Annotated in this window: 15 protein-coding genes; all 15 read left to right on the top strand. The window is 41.1% G+C overall.

What is annotated here, in order from left to right; translation table 11 throughout:
- The first annotated feature begins 16 nt into the window (after positions 1 to 16).
- The 15 genes from BMX69_RS07510 to BMX69_RS07440 all read left to right on the top strand — a co-directional run bounded on the left by BMX69_RS07510 (position 17) and on the right by BMX69_RS07440 (position 16,910).
- A complete protein-coding gene (locus BMX69_RS07510) occupies positions 17 to 970 on the top strand; it encodes a carbohydrate kinase family protein (RefSeq protein WP_100042007.1) in 954 nt (317 codons plus the stop codon).
- On the top strand, positions 967 to 2,331 hold the full coding sequence (locus BMX69_RS07505) for a family 4 glycosyl hydrolase (RefSeq protein WP_100042006.1): 1,365 nt from the start codon (positions 967 to 969) through the stop codon (positions 2,329 to 2,331). The genes BMX69_RS07510 and BMX69_RS07505 overlap by 4 nt, the downstream gene beginning before the upstream one ends.
- A complete protein-coding gene (locus BMX69_RS07500) occupies positions 2,321 to 5,452 on the top strand; it encodes an alpha-mannosidase (protein WP_160117909.1) in 3,132 nt (1,043 codons plus the stop codon). The genes BMX69_RS07505 and BMX69_RS07500 overlap by 11 nt, the downstream gene beginning before the upstream one ends.
- A gap of 9 nt (positions 5,453 to 5,461) precedes the next feature.
- Positions 5,462 to 5,767, top strand: coding sequence for a hypothetical protein (locus BMX69_RS07495; protein WP_054791932.1), 306 nt, complete (start codon positions 5,462 to 5,464; stop codon positions 5,765 to 5,767).
- Between the two features lie 15 nt (positions 5,768 to 5,782).
- On the top strand, positions 5,783 to 7,360 hold the full coding sequence (locus BMX69_RS07490; protein ID WP_100042004.1) for a pullulanase X25 domain-containing protein: 1,578 nt from the start codon (positions 5,783 to 5,785) through the stop codon (positions 7,358 to 7,360).
- A gap of 463 nt (positions 7,361 to 7,823) precedes the next feature.
- A complete protein-coding gene (locus BMX69_RS07485) occupies positions 7,824 to 8,297 on the top strand; it encodes a hypothetical protein (protein ID WP_100042003.1) in 474 nt (157 codons plus the stop codon).
- Positions 8,298 to 8,953: 656 nt separating this feature from the next.
- Positions 8,954 to 9,271, top strand: a complete 318-nt coding sequence (locus BMX69_RS07480) for an ArsR/SmtB family transcription factor (protein WP_054791928.1) — start codon at positions 8,954 to 8,956, stop codon at positions 9,269 to 9,271.
- A 112-nt stretch (positions 9,272 to 9,383) separates the two neighbouring features.
- Positions 9,384 to 10,445, top strand: a complete 1,062-nt coding sequence (gene arsB, locus BMX69_RS07475; protein ID WP_100042002.1) for an ACR3 family arsenite efflux transporter — start codon at positions 9,384 to 9,386, stop codon at positions 10,443 to 10,445.
- Positions 10,446 to 10,479: 34 nt separating this feature from the next.
- Positions 10,480 to 10,668 carry a hypothetical protein gene (locus BMX69_RS07470; RefSeq protein WP_054791927.1) on the top strand — a complete coding sequence of 63 codons (189 nt, stop codon included), beginning with the start codon at positions 10,480 to 10,482 and terminating at the stop codon, positions 10,666 to 10,668.
- Positions 10,669 to 10,888: 220 nt separating this feature from the next.
- Positions 10,889 to 11,266, top strand: a complete 378-nt coding sequence (gene arsD, locus BMX69_RS07465) for an arsenite efflux transporter metallochaperone ArsD (protein ID WP_100042001.1) — start codon at positions 10,889 to 10,891, stop codon at positions 11,264 to 11,266.
- Complete coding sequence (arsA, locus tag BMX69_RS07460) at positions 11,232 to 13,004, top strand: arsenical pump-driving ATPase (protein ID WP_330387661.1); 1,773 nt, start codon at positions 11,232 to 11,234, stop codon at positions 13,002 to 13,004. The genes arsD and arsA overlap by 35 nt, the downstream gene beginning before the upstream one ends.
- A gap of 13 nt (positions 13,005 to 13,017) precedes the next feature.
- Positions 13,018 to 13,407, top strand: a complete 390-nt coding sequence (locus tag BMX69_RS07455) for an arsenate reductase ArsC (RefSeq protein ID WP_054791926.1) — start codon at positions 13,018 to 13,020, stop codon at positions 13,405 to 13,407.
- 221 nt (positions 13,408 to 13,628) lie between these two features.
- Positions 13,629 to 13,766 carry a zinc-ribbon domain-containing protein gene (locus BMX69_RS25225; RefSeq protein ID WP_147297056.1) on the top strand — a complete coding sequence of 46 codons (138 nt, stop codon included), beginning with the start codon at positions 13,629 to 13,631 and terminating at the stop codon, positions 13,764 to 13,766.
- A gap of 74 nt (positions 13,767 to 13,840) precedes the next feature.
- Positions 13,841 to 14,047 carry a zinc-ribbon domain-containing protein gene (locus BMX69_RS25220; protein ID WP_100041998.1) on the top strand — a complete coding sequence of 69 codons (207 nt, stop codon included), beginning with the start codon at positions 13,841 to 13,843 and terminating at the stop codon, positions 14,045 to 14,047.
- Between the two features lie 616 nt (positions 14,048 to 14,663).
- Positions 14,664 to 16,910 carry an AAA family ATPase gene (locus tag BMX69_RS07440; RefSeq protein ID WP_100041997.1) on the top strand — a complete coding sequence of 749 codons (2,247 nt, stop codon included), beginning with the start codon at positions 14,664 to 14,666 and terminating at the stop codon, positions 16,908 to 16,910.
- The last annotated feature ends 360 nt before the right edge of the window (positions 16,911 to 17,270 follow it).

Genomic DNA, 17,270 nt, shown 5'->3' with positions numbered 1-17,270 from the left:
ATCCAGGGGAGTGAGTATGAACGAAAAAAGATGGGATTTATACGTTTACGGTGATGTAAATATTGATATTGTAATACCTGGTGTAGAAAAGTTCCCTGAACCGGGACAGGAGAACGAGGTTCCGGTTATGGAGACTTTTGTAGGCGGCGGAGGCGCCCTGTTTGCATTGGGTGTGGGTAAACTGGGGCTGCATCCGGTGTTCCAGGGGGAAGTGGGGGATGATTTCTATGGAACGTTCATCCGAAAGATATTTCGGGAAAATAATATAGACGATTTCCTTCTCCGAACAAGCAAAACACAAAAGACAGGCATTTCTTTAAGCTTTACAAACAAAAAAGACAGGTCTTTTTTAACCTTTCGCGGAACGAATGAAAGAATTAATATTGATACCGTGGATGTAGAGAAGGTAAATGACGCTTCTCATATTCATGTGACAGGATATGCGGGTTCGGCAAATCACGAATCTTATCTAAGATTCCTCCGGCGAATCAAAGAGGAGACACAGGCTACGGTTTCTTTTGACTTAGGCTGGGATTCCACAGGGGAATGGAAACGTGAGATTTATCAGCTGTTTCCATATATTGACGTACTATTTATGAACGAAACAGAAGCCCGGCATTACGGGCGGAAAGATGATGCCAGAGAGGCCGCGCTGGATTTTGCAGCGTATTGCGGACTGGCAGTGATTAAAATGGGAAAACAGGGTTCCATTGCCGTAAAAGGGAAGGATATTTATGAGGCAGCCGCTTATACGGTAGAGACAATAGATACCACCGGAGCCGGAGATTCCTTTAATGCGGGATTTCTGTATGGATTTTTAAAAGGAAAATCACCAGAGGATTCTCTGCGGTACGGGAATGGCTGCGGTGCTTTGTCAGTAACTGCACTTGGAGGAAACACAGGGTTTCCCACAGAGAGCAGGCTTATGGAGTTTATACAGACTTATAAAGAAAGGAGGATGGCAAAATGAAGATTGCAGTGATTGGAGGAGCGGGCGTACGTACCGTTATTTTTATAAATGGTCTTTTGAAGCGCTATAAAGATTTAAATATCGATGAAGTTGTTCTCTATGACAACCAGGAGGAAAAGCAGAAAATTATTGAAAAGCTTTGTAAGCATGTGGTAAATCGGGAACAGAAAGATTTGAAGGTATGGGCTGTATCTGACCCGGTGGAGGCTATAAGGGGGGCAGACTTTATTGTAACGACCCTTCGTGTGGGGGGAGATTCATCCCGGGTAATCGATGAGACAGTCGCACTGGACCTGGGAGTTATTGGTCAGGAAACCACTGGAGCAGGGGGATTTTCCATGGCTGTGCGAACAATACCGGTGTTGTTGAAATACTGCGAGATGATAAAAAGACACGCACCTGAGGCGTGGATTTTTAATTTTACGAATCCCTCGGGTCTGGTAACTCAGGCGCTGCATAGTGCCGGATATTCCAGGATCATCGGAATCTGTGATGCTCCAAGCAGCACAAAATACCGCATGGCAAAGGCACTGGGAGTGACGGAAGATGAGCTTTACGTGGAGTTTTTCGGATTGAATCATCTCTCCTGGATTCGCAGCGTAAAAAAGAAAGGAAAAGAAATCTTGCCGGAGCTTCTGGCTGATGACGGGTTTTTAAAGCATATACAGGAATTTTCCATTTTTGATCCGGAACTGCTGCGTTCGATTGGATACTTTCCCAATGAATACCTATATTATTATTACCATAGGGAAAAGGCACTTGAAAATATAAAAATATCGGGAGCAACCAGAGGAAAGACGATTGAAGCCGTCAATATCAGAATGATGGAGGAACTGCAAGCCATGGATATGGATGGGGATCCGGAAGGAGCGCTGCAGGTTTTCCTTTATTATATGCAGCTCAGGGAAAACTCCTACATGAGCATCGAAACCGGTCTTGAAAAGCGGCCGCTGATTGAAAAGGGACAGCTTGTGGTTCCTGAGGGTATGGGATATGCCGGTGTTATGCTGGACTGCATCGAGGGAATGCAGAGGGAAGAGGGAAAGTATCTTGTGCTTTCCATCGAAAATAACGGAAGCATTCCGGGGCTTTTAGATCAGGACGTGATTGAAACCACCTGTCTGGTATCCAAGGATGGTATTTGTCCGGTTAAGATCGAAAAGATGCCGGAAGACTGTTATTTATTGATCCGCCTGATTAAGAGGTATGAGAAACTTACGATTGAAGCTGTGAAAACACAGTCAAGAGAAACTGCCATCAGAGCGCTGACGCTGCATCCTCTGGTAAATTCTTATTCATTGGCAAAGCAGCTGGTGGATCGATACGATGAGGCGTATGGAGGAACGAAGAATGCCATTTGATTTTCACAATCGGGACAGAATTAAAAATATCATAGAGGAGCTGGAAAGCCTTAGATATAGAGACAGAAAAGACCTGGAAGGGTTATTATTATGGGAGGATCATGGAACAATAGGCAACCGAATTCCCCAAGGGGCAGGACAGCCGGTGGAAACTGGTTTTTGCTGGAAGGGATGGGATCGCTATAACTGGCTGACTGCTGACGTAGAAATTCCCCAGGAATGGAAAGCTAAAGAGGTACTGGGATTGTTTGACTTCGGTGCCCGGACCGGAACAGGAAATAACGGGGATTTCGAGAGTTTACTGTACTTAAACGGAAAGCCTTATCAGGCAGTGGACGGAAATCACCATGAAGTATTTTTGGAGCCGGCAGTAAATGGCTATTCCCAGGAGCTGAAATTTCGTCTGTGGTCGGGACTAAGCGGCGGCGGAATTCCTGAGGAAAAGATGATGGAAATCCGTCGGGCGCAGATAGGAATTCTTGATCATCCCACAGATGATCTGTATTATCTGGCAAAGTCGGTACTTGAGACTTATGACTTGCTGCCGGTGGGAAATGAGTATAAAGAATGGATCTTAAATATTCTGGTCCATACTTTTACCAAGATTAACTTTACTGAGCCCGGAAGTGAAGAATTTTACGAGACTGTGAAAATAGCCTGGCAGTTCCTTGACGCAAAGATGGATGGCAGGGGAAAGCCGGACGTGAACGTAAGTCTGATCGGACATACGCACATCGATGTGGCCTGGCTGTGGCGGCTGCGCCATACAAGAGAAAAGGCTGCACGCTCATCTTCTACCGTAAACCGTCTTATGGAGAAGTATCCTGAATATCGGTTTCTTCAGACACAGGCACAGTTATACGAGTTTATCAAGGATGATTATCCTGATATCTATACATATATTCAAAAGCGTGTGAAAGAGGGAAGATGGGAACCCTCCGGAGCCATGTGGGTGGAGTGTGACTGCAACTTAGCTTCCGGAGAATCTATCATTCGTCAGATTCTTATTGGAAAAAATTTCTTCAGACAGGAATTCAGTTATGAAAGCGAATACTTATGGCTCCCGGATGTGTTCGGATACTCCTGGGCACTGCCCCAGATTTTAAAAAAATCGGGGATAGATACCTTTATGACCACAAAAATAAGCTGGAACGACACCAATCGTCTGCCTTATGATACCTTCCGCTGGAAAGGAATGGACGGAACTGAAGTGACGGCCCATTTTATCACAACAACAGATCCGGGAGAGGACTACTATACCTATAACGGCAATACCAGTCCGGACGCCATAAAGGGTGTGTGGGAGCAGTATAAAAATAAGGATACCAATAAAGATCTGCTGATTTCCTTTGGATTCGGTGATGGGGGAGGCGGCCCTACCAGAACCCAGATAAAACAGGCAGAAGCCGCCGGCAAGATTCCCGGTCTGCCCCATGTAAAGATGGAGATGCCTACGGAATATTTCCGCCGTCTAAACCGGACATTGAAAGAAAATCCGATGGATGGCTATATTCCCGTGTGGGATGGCGAATTGTATCTGGAGTTTCACAGGGGGACCTATACTTCCCAGGCCTACAATAAGAAGATGAACCGGAGAATGGAATATCTTCTTCGTGATACAGAGATGCTTTCCGTACTGGCCGGGGTAACTGCGGGAGTACCTTATGATTATAATAATCTTTTAAAAGTGTGGAAAATTGTGCTGTGTCATCAGTTCCACGATATTCTTCCAGGCTCTGCTATTAAAGAAGTGTATGAGGACTGCCATGTAGAATACGGCCGGGCCCTGCAGCTGATTAAGGAAACCATGGAAGCGGTGAATCAGACGCTTTATGTACCGGAAGCAGGTTGTTATACGGTGTTCAATAACTCGAACTGGGTGAGAAGCGGAGCAGCCTTTCTCCATATGACCGATGCAGAGCTTTCTCATTATAAAGGGGATATGGTGATAGATGAAGACGGTCAGGAAGTAAAAGCAGTCTGGAAAGAAAAGGGGGTGCTTATATGGATTTTCCAGATACAGCCATTCTCATTTTCCGCCTTCCGCCTGGTGACCCCAAAAACCGGGCATACCGGTGCGGAGCTTACAGATTCTAAGGTAGGAGCATCTCAGATTGATACGCCATTTTACACGATTTCGTGGAATGAAAAGGGTCAGTTGAACCGTATCTACGATAAAAAAGCGGAGCGGGAAGTTCTTCCGAAAGGGAAATGCGCCAACGTACTTCAGATGTTTGAAGACAAACCCAGATGTTTTGACGCCTGGGAACTGGAGCCTACCATTGACTTAAAAAGAGAGACAGTGGAGAACTGCATTGAAGTCAATACCAGAAAACACAGTCTGGGTTGGGAGGTGGAGTTTACCTGGCTGTATCATAAATCCCGGATTCGGCAGACGATGTGCCTGTATGAAGGAAGTCCGCGGATTGATTTTAAGACAATCGTAGACTGGCAAGAACGTCAGAAGTTGTTAAAGGCCAGCTTTCCTGTGGATGTACGTGCGGTAGATGCCCGGTTTGATATTCAAAATGGAAATATCCGCAGGCCGATTACCAGAAATACAACCTGGGAAGCTGCTATGTTTGAGGTGGCAGCTCACAAATGGGTGGATATCTGGGAAACCGGTTATGGAATGGCCGTGTTGAATGACTGCAAATATGGCCACGATGTGAAAGAGGATACCATCCGCCTGACTCTTTTAAAATCTGCAGTAGATCCTGATTATACGGCAGACCTTGGAACCCATGAATTTACGTATGCAATTTTGCCTCATGATAAGGAATGGTATGAGGCGGGCATTGAGCAGCAGGCATTTGATTTAAATAATCCGCTGACCGGAAAGCCGGGTCAAAACAGACTGGGAAGTGAAAGCTGGATTTCATTTAATCAGGAGAATCTGGTTGTGGATGCGCTGAAACGAGAAGAAAACGGAGAACGCATCATACTTCGCTTCCATGAGTTTGAAGGAAGAAGATGTGATGTGAAAATCAGCAGCAGACTGCCGGTGAAACAATGGTGTGAGTGTAATCTGATGGAAGAGGAAACAACATTTAACCCGGGAGAGATTCAAGTACCGCTAAAGCCTTATGAAATAAAGACTTTGCTGCTGGAACTGGAATAAAGAAGGAGTGTGAACAAGAGAATTCAAATCACCCGCAGCCCTATCCCCAAAAGCAGAAATATACGTCCGGAACACTGTTATCATAAGCTTCTGGAGCGAAGTTCAGTCGCAGACTTTGCCAATTATGCGCCGGGAAAAGGCGCCGGAGCCAGTGTGACTGCCTGCTTTCTGGAGAAGTTTGTGGAACCGGGAACCCGGTGGATTCATCTGGATATGGTGGGACCATCTGTGATACGCTCTGAAACTGAGGAAATGAGAGAGGGGGCCAGCGGGACCGGCATTATTACTATAGTGAAATTTCTGGAAAAACAGTGAGAAAGGAAACGATAGATGGATTTTGTATTTTATGAAACAATATCAAAAGAAGTGTTGGAGAGCTATCTGTCACGTGGTGTAACTGCAGCAGGATTATTTGAAAGCAAAACCCTTACGGATGATCTGCGCGTTATCAAAGAGATGGGCGTAAAATTTCTGGGAAGGGCATCCGGTATTTGGTATATGCCAATGGAGGATGAAGTGCATTTTCGTCTTTCCAGAGAACTGGCAGAAAAAGTCCATGCTGTGGATCCTGAGATTATTCTTCAGGCATGCGTGTTTGAGTGGATTGTGGAGCGGATGGAGGAGATCCGGATACCGGACTATGTATTCAAAGCTTTTGGGATGAAGCCGGAAGAGAGAACCTTTCGGATGCAGGAGGCATTGTTTATGGATGAATCATCCGGTTATATAAGCCGCAGAGAAGATCCGTCTAAAAATGGAGGTATCCCGGATCTGTCCCGCCGGGAAGCGCAGATGTGGTTTTATTACCGTGCAACCAGATATATTGACTGCGGGTATGAAGCTTTGCATATGGGACAGGTGCACCTATACACAGCGCATGATCCGGGTATGGAAAAGATAGCGCAGCTTTTTGCCATGATACGGGAATATGCCAGAGTACATGGGAGAAGGCACAAGGTGCTTCTGGATGCCCATACCCATGGCGTAAATATCCGTGGAAAGCTGCTGTTTGACTATCATGCAATGCCTTTTACCAGAGTTCCTCTTCTGGAAGTACCCGGAGAGAAGCTGGTGTTGGTGAGAGAGGGCTACAGTGAAGGGGGAGAAAACCCCAATGGTTGGTCGGCAGACACCATGCCTTATTTGATGGAGTATGATAATTGGGGCGGTTTAGTGGTGGAAGACCGGGATTCCAATTCAAGAGAAGAGCTGGCATGGAGAGATTGGTGGGGATATGATCAGATTGCCTGGTTTGCCAATCAGTCAGAAGAGAGCCGAAATCACTTTCTGGAGTATACTTACAAATGGACAGAGATTAATAATCCCAATGCTTACTTTGAACTGCCATTTCGCCGTATGCTTGGAGATGGGGCAGTCACAGGAATAAGAGCTGACAACGGAGAACCAGACCGTCAGAAATTTTATCAGATAAACCGGAAGAGTTCCGATTGCCCCATGGGGTTCAGTCAGGAGGAGACAGCGAAGCGGTTATGGGCCACTGAACATGAATTGAGAAAAAAAGCGTCCAATCCTGAGATGCTCATCCGTTATGGAGCCGGAGAAGTCTATGATGAAAGGACCGGAATGAAGCTGCCGGAGAAAATTGTGGTATATGGAAGTTTTCAGCCTCATGTGGGTGCAGTAAAAAATGATTCTAACAGCGAAGTAACCCGGATGTATTACATAGGTAACAACACCTATACATTGTCTGTGGTGATACCGTTTGCAGGGACCTATGATTATTCGGTAGCGACTTACGGAACGTTGTCAGCTACCTATCAGGAAGACAGATATCCCAGAAGCGGCTCAGGCAATAAGGCACATTTTACCACGGAGAAAGATAATATGGCAGTGCGTTTTAAATATCGGTTTATTTCAAATGAAGTTACAGTAGAGACGTTTGATTGAATTATTTTGCCAATTTAAGTAATATGGATCCTTGTACGTATTGTAAAGGAATGCGCAGAAAAGTACATCATTTTTTATAAATATCATTGGACTAGGATAATGCCAAAATTGTATACGTAATGAATTGCAGCGAATGGAAGACGACAAAACAGTAGGGCCAGGAGGGTTTTGTCGTAGATATTTGAAAAACGACAAAACCCTGAAAACGACAAAATGTAATGACATAGTTTTGTCGTTTTTTTATTAACATTATAAAAGATAGAAGAGGGGATAGGGAAAGAAAAACGACAAAACTGCTTGATGTTATATGCGACACAGAAATAAAGATCAACAGCGAGAATACCAGCGCCTCCTTCATCTTGAGATCGGAACGCTGGCCAAGAAACTTCTATAAAATAGTATTGTATATTAATTGAAAATATGGATTTATTATGATATTATGATTAAAAAAGGAGGTTCAAGTATGAAGGGGTTTTTTAGGGTTATATTTGCAACAATATTACTTGCTGGTATGTTGATTATTCCTGCAAGCGCCGCTGAAGATCAGGCTGTTAACTGGGGAGATACAAATTATCAGATAATGGTGCCAGGTTTTATTGAGGGAAGAGATATTACAATTAACGGCCAAACCACACCTGCAATTGTTGTTCAAAAGCCAGAGAAAAGTAGTGATAATAAGTATCGTATTTTTGATATCGTAACAACTGATACAAATGCAACATCCATTACTTCAACTGTTTATAATTCAAAAGAAGAATATGCAGGCGATTTAATGACAGATCTTGAAAATGGTCGTGTCAGCTACGTTCCAGTTTTATCAGACGATTTTGAAAGTTTATCTAAAGAGCCTATGTATTTTGGATTCTCATATCGGGATAAAGATTGGAATGAAATTTATAAATTCCCAATTTGGATAGTATTTGAAGACAAAAAATAAGTTATTGTTGATTGTTTCAGTTTCTAAGATCAGTAAGAATCAGTATAAAATATTATAAGACGGGGCTATTGTTAAAGTAGATATATCTACGGTAATGAATAGTCCTGTTCTTAATGTGCCAAAGTAGTAATGGATTAACAGTAGTGAATTGAGCCTTGTCCATAACCGAAAAATTTCCGACAAAACTCCGGAAGTCCTGGAACCTTTATAAAGACAGGGCCGGAAAGGTTTTGTCGCAAATATTTGGGAAACGACAAAACCCCCAAAACGACAAAACTAATTTACATGGTTTTGTCGTTTATTTACTTTCAAAATATATTACTTAAGATCGGTTCAGTAGATAAAAACGACAAAACTACTCCATGAAGTTAGAAAGTCAATGCCGCCAAACTATTAAGACTAAATTATCGCCATTGACAATCATAGACATCAGACAAACAAATGCATCTCTATGTCTTCAGGTATGCCTGTATAGGAGATATCACTAGATCAGGAGGGGAGTACTATAACCTTTATCGGTCAGCCGGATGCTAGATGCTATCAGGTATGAAGATGGCCAACAATGCTCATATCATTAAAAAAATAAAATTATATTGACATTTTAAATTTTACAGCATACAATAATATATAGAAAATATTCTATGTGAGGTTGTACTATGGAAGAAAAATATATTCAGAACGCCAAAGTCCTTAAGGCTTTGTCCGATCCAAAACGATTACGAATTGTCGATATGCTTTCTTGCGGTGAGCTGTGCGCATGTAGTATTTTGGAGAGATTTCATATTACCCAGCCAACTCTATCCCATGATATGAAAGTGCTGATGGGCGCTGGTTTAGTGAAAGCAAGGCCGGAGGGTAAATGGATTTATTACTCATTGAATGATGAACACCTAAAAGCTTTTTATCAGCAGTTAGGGGAGATATTTACTTCAGAACCCGATTGCATATGCCATCGTAAAGGTGGTGATATATAGATGCATCACTGTCACCGCAGCTGTCGGTGTCATGTTCCTTAGGGGAAATTTGGCACCGATAAAAAAATTGTCGTTATATAGAAAAAATTCAATATGACAGGAGCATAATTATATGAAATCAGATAAACAGACAGACATAGGCTTTTTTCAAAAATATCTCACCGTATGGGTTATTCTCTGTATGGTAATAGGCGTATTAATAGGAAGGTTTTTGCCAGCTATCCCCGATTTTATGAATCAGTTTGAATATGCCAAAGTATCTATACCGATGGCAGTTTTAATCTGGCTGATGATTTACCCTATGATGATGAAAGTAGATTTTCAAAGTATTAAAAATGTCGGCAAAAATCCTAAAGGATTGTTTGTCACATGGATTACTAACTGGTTTATTAAACCATTTACCATGTATGCAATCGCCTCACTGTTTTTCTTTGTGATTTTCAAAGCATTCATCTCGCCAGACTTGGCAACACAATATCTGGCAGGCGCGGTACTTTTGGGAGCTGCCCCATGTACTGCAATGGTTTTTGTGTGGAGCAGTTTAACGAAAGGGAATCCCGCTTATACCGTCGTACAGGTAGCAACCAATGACCTTATTATTTTAGTAGCCTTTGTGCCCATTGTAAAATTCTTGCTCGGCGTTTCCAATGTAGCTGTGCCGTGGGATACTCTGATTTTATCGGTGGTGCTGTTTGTTGTAATTCCACTGGTAGGTGGAATGCTGACCCGTACACTGGTAATCAAAAAGAGAGGGGAAGAATATTTCAACAATACTTTTGTTAATAAATTTGATGGTGTTACAACAATAGGACTATTATTAACGTTGGTACTGGTTTTTGCGTTCCAAGGCGAAACCATAATCCGCAATCCTCTACACATTGTCTTAATTGCTATACCTCTGATTATTCAGACGTTCCTTATTTTCTTTATCGCTTACTTTGCCGCCCGACTGCTGAAGCTGCCCTACTCCATTTCCGCTCCAGCTGGAATGATCGGTGCGTCTAACTTTTTTGAACTATCTGTCGCTGTGGCAATCGCCTTGTTTGGCACCAGCTCCGCCGCTGCGCTTGCTACTACCGTTGGGGTCTTGACTGAAGTACCCGTGATGCTTTTTCTTGTAAAAATTGCTAATAAAACTACCCACTGGTTCCCAGAATCCAGTGCCAAACAATAATTTGAGCAAAGACACATTGATAAGGAGGATTTATATGGTTGGCGAATTGAGCATTAACAACATGAATGATGTATCAAACAACCAGCAGGCTGTTTACGGGTTAAATAATATGAACAGTACTACAAATGATATAAAAACTCCATATAGTTTAAACAATATGAATGGAGTGTCAGAGGATAATACTAAGATGTACAGCATTAACAATATGTGTAGTAAAAGCTGATACGGGTCTTGACCAAAGTGCCGTCTGGTTAACAATAGTAAACTCACAAATAGTATTCAAACACGACCAGCCGCCAAAAGCAATGATTATAGATGGTATCTTGCGTACAATTAATGGGAAGTTCTCGAATGAAAGCCTTCCCTACACACTGCCTGCTAATTTGGAACGCTTCTTCATGGGACGCGATTCTAAAATAAATTCAATGAAAGAAGGTAATTTTATGAAAACAATGCAAATTTTTGAACCTGCTATGTGCTGCTCAACTGGACTTTGCGGAGTAGGAGTTGATCCCGAATTACTTCGTATATCTACTGTACTTGATACGTTAAAAAAGAACGGCGTAAACGTTGATCGCTTTAATCTCAACAGCGCACCAATGGAGTTTGTTAATAATAAGGTTGTGAATGACTTCATCAATGACAAAGGGCCGGACGGCTTGCCCGTTACCGTGATAGACGGAAAGATTGTATTGACCGGGAAATACCCCACCAATGCGGAATTTACGAAGTGGTTAGGTCTGTCCGTCGATCTGCTGGGAAAACCAGTGGAAAAGGCACAGGGAAATGATGGCTGTTGCTGCAAAGGAGGTTGCTGCTAAAGTGAATTTATTCGATCCACGTACTATTAAACTTACAAAATACCTTTTCTATACCGGCAAGGGCGGCGTTGGTAAAACCAGCGTTGCCTGCGCCACCGCTGTATCGCTGGCAGACAGTGGAAAAAGGGTGCTGCTAATCAGTACCGACCCGGCATCTAATTTACAGGACGTCTTTTCTATGGAGTTAACAAACAAGGGGACTCCGATTCCCGACGTGCCTAATTTAGTTGTGGCGAATCTTGACCCAATTAAAGCCGCAGCTGAATATCGGGAAAGCGTAATCGCACCTTATCGCGGCAAACTACCTGGCGCTGTTCTCGCTAACGTGGAAGAACAGCTTTCCGGTTCCTGCACCGTGGAGATCGCGGCATTCAATGAATTTTCCAATTTTATCACAGACGGCAAGGTACAACAGGAATATGACTATATTATTTTTGACACCGCGCCCACTGGTCACACTCTACGTATGCTCCAGCTTCCGTCCGCATGGAGTGATTTTATCAGCGAGAGCACTCATGGTGCGTCCTGTTTGGGCCAGCTTTCCGGCTTGGAGAGCAAAAAAGCGATTTACAAGCAGGCTGTGGAAACTCTAGCAGACGGAAACCTGACTACATTAATTCTTGTGACACGCCCCGAAACAGCACCGTTTAAAGAAGCAGCTCGGGCTTCCGGCGAGCTTTCCTCACTAGGGGTCCGAAATCAAATGCTGGTTATCAATGGTGTACTGACTGAATACAGCGACTCACTTTCTTTGAACCTGTTTGAAAAACAGAAGACTGCAATTAACACTATGCCAGAAAGTTTACAAACGCTTCCGCTTCATATGGTGCCCTTACGTGCCTATAACATCACAGGGCTGGAAAATGTGCGAGCCTTACTGAATACTGATCATGTAATTGTACACACCGAAACGCTGAACGCCGTTCATGTTCCTTCGTTGAATAATGTGATTGATGAACTGGCAACAAGCGGTAAGCGTGTTATTTTCACGATGGGTAAAGGTGGCGTAGGTAAGACAACTGTTGCTGCTGCTGTTGCATTGGGTCTCGCAAAGCGTGGAGAAAAAGTTCATCTTACAACCACCGATCCAGCTGCACATCTCAAATTTGTACTGGATGAAAACTGCGGCATTTCTATGAGCCATATTGACGAGGCCGAAGAGCTGAAAAAGTACCAGTCCGAAGTAATAGGTAAGGCCCGTGCGTCTGGTATGAGCGATGGGGATATAGCCTATGTTGAGGAAGATCTGCGTTCTCCCTGTACTCAGGAAATAGCAGTGTTTCGTGCATTTGCAGAAATAGTTGATAAAGCCGATGATCAGGTAGTGGTAATTGATACGGCGCCTACTGGTCATACCCTTCTTTTGCTGGAATCCACTCAAAGTTACAATCATGAAATCCAGCGAACAAAAGGTGAAATCCCGGAATCCTTGCAGAAGCTTCTACCAAGGCTGAAATCTGATGAAACCGAAGTTCTTATTGTAACTCTGCCCGAAGCAACACCTGTTTATGAGGCATTGCGTTTGGAGGACGATTTGAAGCGTGCAGGAATATCCGCTAAGTGGTGGATTATCAATCAATCCTTGTACGGCACAGACACCACCAATCCAATGTTGGCAGCAAAGGCGGCAAATGAGGTTGAATGGCTTAACCGTGTTGATAAACATGCTGATGGTAAATTTGCGTTAATTATATGGAGTGGCGAAGAAATCAAAGGCGACCGTTTGTTAACGCTTTGAAAGGACGGAAGATATGGTAAAGGTAGCGTTTATTTGTGTTCATAATTCTTGCCGTAGTCAAATTGCAGAGGCATTAGGCCGCCATCTAGCGGGTGATGTTATGGAATGCTATTCAGCAGGGACAGAAACCAAACCACAAATTAATCAAGATGCTGTGCGTCTAATGAAACAGCTTTACAATATTGACATGGAGGCGACGCAATATAGCAAACTCTTGTCGGAAATCCCGCCCGTGGATATTGTGGTGACAATGGGATGCAACGTCCAATGCCCATTCCTACCATGTAAGAGCCGTGTGGATTGGGGGTTGAGCGACCCGACTGGAAAGAGTGACCTGGAATTTATTGAAACAATCCGCATTATTGAAACAAAAATTAGAGATTTAGCAAAAGAATTATGTTGATAGAAAATAAATAATTTAGGGGCCGGCAGTAGCTGGTCCTTTTATTTAGTATATCCACCAAGGATAATGTATACGGCCCCGCTCAAAATACGTTACTAAAGAGAAAAAATCCTATTCTTCTTGTGTTTCTGCGTTTAACACTAAGTACCATAATCTGTCCCTATTGTAGTGGAAAGAAAGCCATTCCAGGCAAAACCTCCTTTAAAGCACTGTATCCTGATATGGCTGCAGAATATTCTTCAAATAATGAATTAAGTTTAGATACTATTTTATCAACATATTCACCACTAGTTGAATGGGATTGTCCCGTTTGTAAAATGTCTTGGAAAGGCTCAGTAAGAGATAGAGTGAACAAATAATAGATTGTCCTTATTGTAATGGAAGAGAGGCTATACGTGGAAAAACTTCATTCAAAGCATTACATTCTGATTTGATGAAGGAATGGAATTTAGGTAACTGGCTCTTTATTGATCCAGATGATATTATAGAAAATTATTCGGGTAGTGTTTGGTGGACTTGTTCCGAGTGTCAAAATTCATATGCTATGAGTCCAAAAAAGAAATTATATTATCAAAAGAGAAAAAGGAAGCCTTGTCCATATTGTAAAGGATTGCGCAGAAAAATGCATCATTTTTTATAAATATCAATGGATCAGTATGATGCCAATGTGGTATACTTAATGAATAGTATCGAATAAAAAAACGACAAAACCCCATGATTTTAGTTTTTCGGTTTTCAAAACTCCGGAAGTCATGAAACCCTTATAACTACAGGGCTGATAGGGTTTTGTCGCTGATATTTAAAAAACGGCAAAACCCCGAAAACGACAAAACAAATTGGCTTAGTTTTGTCGTTTTTTTTAGTTAATTGTATGCTTAAACCATCTAAAAAGATAGAAAAATCGACAAAACTTTTCAAAGGTAAAGAGCGTGTTATGAAGTTATTTTTTAGCAAAACTGTGTTACATTTTTATAATGATTAATTATAAAAGCAAATATAAAAATCTCTCAAGCTGTATACCACTCGTATATTGTGACTTTTAAGAAACTATAAAAGGACTTATGTGTTTATAAACCTAGTAATTATTTACACGTTTACAAAAGTTATTTATTTACTTATTGCTATATTTTCAAACAATAATTTGATATAATAGAACCATTGATAGGTAAAATATGGAAATAACATCAGAATCTGAGATAGTTAATATGCTATAAGTACATTGCGGATTAAAGGACCAAAGAAAGGATAGATACGAAATGAAGTTGACTTTTAGTAAAATTCATAGAGAATCAATTTTTAATGCGGATTTTGATAATCTGAAGGAAGATAGTGGAACAATTGAATTTAAAATAAAAAATACGTCTGGTGGTATAGCGGTAGTATATGCTCCAAATGGAACTGGAAAGTCTAGCTTTACTGAAGTTTTAAAGAGTGAAGAATCTACAGCTGCTGTAGATTTTCTGGCAACAGATGATTGCGGAGCGGTAATAGACCCATCTAGTAAGGTATTTCATATTGTTGCTGATCAAATTAGTAGGCATATTATCTTAGGAGATGAGTCCCAGTATCTTGTCGGCACAGACATAAGAAGGGAATACGAACTTAAGAAGAAGATTAGTGATGGTTTTGATTCGGTTTTTAAAGTCTCTTTGCCTGGAATTTATAAAAGCAAATATGGTGTAACAAAGATTTCGGATTATTTGCTTGGTAGTGTTCAAGCAATCAATGAAACTGGATATTCTTTTATCAAGAGTATTGTCAATATGCGCTATCGAGGAAAAGATATCAATCACGAAGATTTTATTTCTTACATAAAAAATCTCGCTAACAGAGAAGAACCATTGGAGCTAGATGAGGAAAAAACAAAATTTGTTATTCAAGATTGTTCTAAGGTCAAAGTGGTTCAAAGGTTATTGGAAGTTGATGCCAATACAATTATTCTAAGTAGCGAGGCCCCACTTATTGAACAACATAGTGATGCAATCAAAATCTTGGATAAGTATCATATGCTTCATTCTTGTGTTGTTTGTGATAATGAGGCTTTTGATGGAGATGTGTTACTTAGTCAGAAGAAAAATCGTCAAAGACTGATATATGATAGCTTGGATCAGAAGACTAAAAACCTGCTAGATAAAGTTGCAATGGATTTGTCACTAGTTAATAATGACCCTTTTAATATTAAGCAAATTGTATTGACTTTTATTTCAGGAGGAGATCTAGATGAATTGATTCAATTGCAGCGAATACTTACCACATATGTGAATAATATTGCATCAGCAATGATTTTTGATTTGGTTAAATGCTTCGACAGTACAACCATGGTTCGAGATTTTGATGAACTGTCAAGACTGAGAAATGTGCAACCATCTTTGGACTCAGATGATTTGCTTTATATTCAGGATGTTATTAGTGAAAATATCGATCGCGATATTCGAGTTATTCGAGACAACGATAATGAAAAGAACTTTAAGCTGATGTTAGGGGATGCACCTCTTCTTAATGTTGAAAGGCATGAGATGTGTCTTAGCACGGGGGAACAGAATTTCATCTCGCTGACATTTGAATTGTTGCTTGCAAAGAATTCAGGTAAAGAATATATTGTCCTTGATGATCCGATATCTAGCTTTGATTCGATATATAAAAACAAAATTGCATTTTGCATTGTCAAGTTCTTGGAGTCGAAAAAGCAAATAATTCTTACCCATAATTTAGAACTAATTAGATTGCTTGAATTTCAGCTGAAAGGCTGTTTCAATCTATATATGTTAAATAACATGGATGGTGCACGTAATGGATTTATCCGCGTAAAAGAGGAAGAACAGAAATTACTTATAGATCTTTCTGAACTCATTAGTTTTTTCCAAAATAACGATGGTTCTTTAATAAATGCAATAAAAGATAGACGCCAATATTTAATTTCAATGATTCCATTTATGAGAGGATACGCTCACATAAGCTTAGATCCTAACGACTTTTATGGAAGACTATCAGAAGTAATGCATGGGTATGGGACGGCAAATGTTGACTTAGTCCCTATTTACAAAGAACTGTTTGGCTGGGATTTTGGAGGAACTGAAGAAGTATTGGCATCAGATATTTTATCTTTAGACTGCTCTAATTTGGATTTCTTTGATACGGTGCAATACCCTTTATTAGCCGATGCATTAAGGCAGTCTTTGGTTTATTACTATTTACGAATGACTGTAGAACGAAAGCTGATTGATATCTTTAATATCAATATTCGACCAGGCAAAATTCTAATGTTAACAGATATTATCCAGAAAGCATTCCGCTGTAATGTTGGGGATCCTGAGTTCGAAACAAAACGTGCAGACAGAGTATTCTTTGCTTCACGTAAAACTCTTCTTAATGAATTTAATCATTTTGAAGGAAATATTAATATCTTTCAACCAGCAATAGACATAACATCTTCTCGCTTGCAGAAAGAGATTATTGATATAAAGAATAGGCTTTCTGAAATTGAAACTCGATATTCCGCTTAAAAAGGAGGGCTGTAAATCAATAGCCTGGGAAAGGAAACAACCTTCAGCACATGTAGGCATTGTGTTTAATGTAGCTTAGAATTACTTGATAAGAGGACTATCGTCTCCACCAGAAAATTTTATAAGATCGATATGGTTTAGGAAGTCATTATAAACATTATCGGAATCTGACATAATATTTTGTGTTCCGGAAAATGGTTTGATTGTAAAAAGCGTATCACAAAAATCAAATAAAAGTGATAAATACATAATACCCAATGAATTGATCTCTTATTATCAGGCAGGTAAGAGCTTAGTTTTTTACAATCATCGATGTAGAGAGCAAGAGCAGGTATATTTACTGAGCCCGCTTTCGGTGTT

The sequence above is a fragment of the Lacrimispora sphenoides JCM 1415 genome, assembly GCF_900105615.1.
GTDB classification, from domain to species: Bacteria; Bacillota; Clostridia; order Lachnospirales; family Lachnospiraceae; genus Lacrimispora; species Lacrimispora sphenoides.
The sequence above is the reverse complement of the archived record's forward strand: the minus strand, read 5'-3'. Positions and strand labels throughout refer to the sequence as shown.

Bases quoted from the DNA above. Each gene is read 5' to 3' on its own strand.
- BMX69_RS07510 (WP_100042007.1), top strand. From the start codon at position 17: ATGAACGAAAAAAGATGGGATTTATACGTTTACGGTGATGTAAATATT.
- BMX69_RS07505 (WP_100042006.1), top strand. From the start codon at position 967: ATGAAGATTGCAGTGATTGGAGGAGCGGGCGTACGTACCGTTATTTTT.
- BMX69_RS07500 (WP_160117909.1), top strand. From the start codon at position 2,321: ATGCCATTTGATTTTCACAATCGGGACAGAATTAAAAATATCATAGAG.
- BMX69_RS07490 (WP_100042004.1), top strand. From the start codon at position 5,783: ATGGATTTTGTATTTTATGAAACAATATCAAAAGAAGTGTTGGAGAGC.
- BMX69_RS07485 (WP_100042003.1), top strand. From the start codon at position 7,824: ATGAAGGGGTTTTTTAGGGTTATATTTGCAACAATATTACTTGCTGGT.
- BMX69_RS07480 (WP_054791928.1), top strand. From the start codon at position 8,954: ATGGAAGAAAAATATATTCAGAACGCCAAAGTCCTTAAGGCTTTGTCC.
- arsB (WP_100042002.1), top strand. From the start codon at position 9,384: ATGAAATCAGATAAACAGACAGACATAGGCTTTTTTCAAAAATATCTC.
- BMX69_RS07470 (WP_054791927.1), top strand. From the start codon at position 10,480: ATGGTTGGCGAATTGAGCATTAACAACATGAATGATGTATCAAACAAC.
- arsD (WP_100042001.1), top strand. From the start codon at position 10,889: ATGAAAACAATGCAAATTTTTGAACCTGCTATGTGCTGCTCAACTGGA.
- arsA (WP_330387661.1), top strand. From the start codon at position 11,232: ATGATGGCTGTTGCTGCAAAGGAGGTTGCTGCTAAAGTGAATTTATTC.
- BMX69_RS07455 (WP_054791926.1), top strand. From the start codon at position 13,018: ATGGTAAAGGTAGCGTTTATTTGTGTTCATAATTCTTGCCGTAGTCAA.
- BMX69_RS25225 (WP_147297056.1), top strand. From the start codon at position 13,629: ATGGCTGCAGAATATTCTTCAAATAATGAATTAAGTTTAGATACTATT.
- BMX69_RS25220 (WP_100041998.1), top strand. From the start codon at position 13,841: ATGAAGGAATGGAATTTAGGTAACTGGCTCTTTATTGATCCAGATGAT.
- BMX69_RS07440 (WP_100041997.1), top strand. From the start codon at position 14,664: ATGAAGTTGACTTTTAGTAAAATTCATAGAGAATCAATTTTTAATGCG.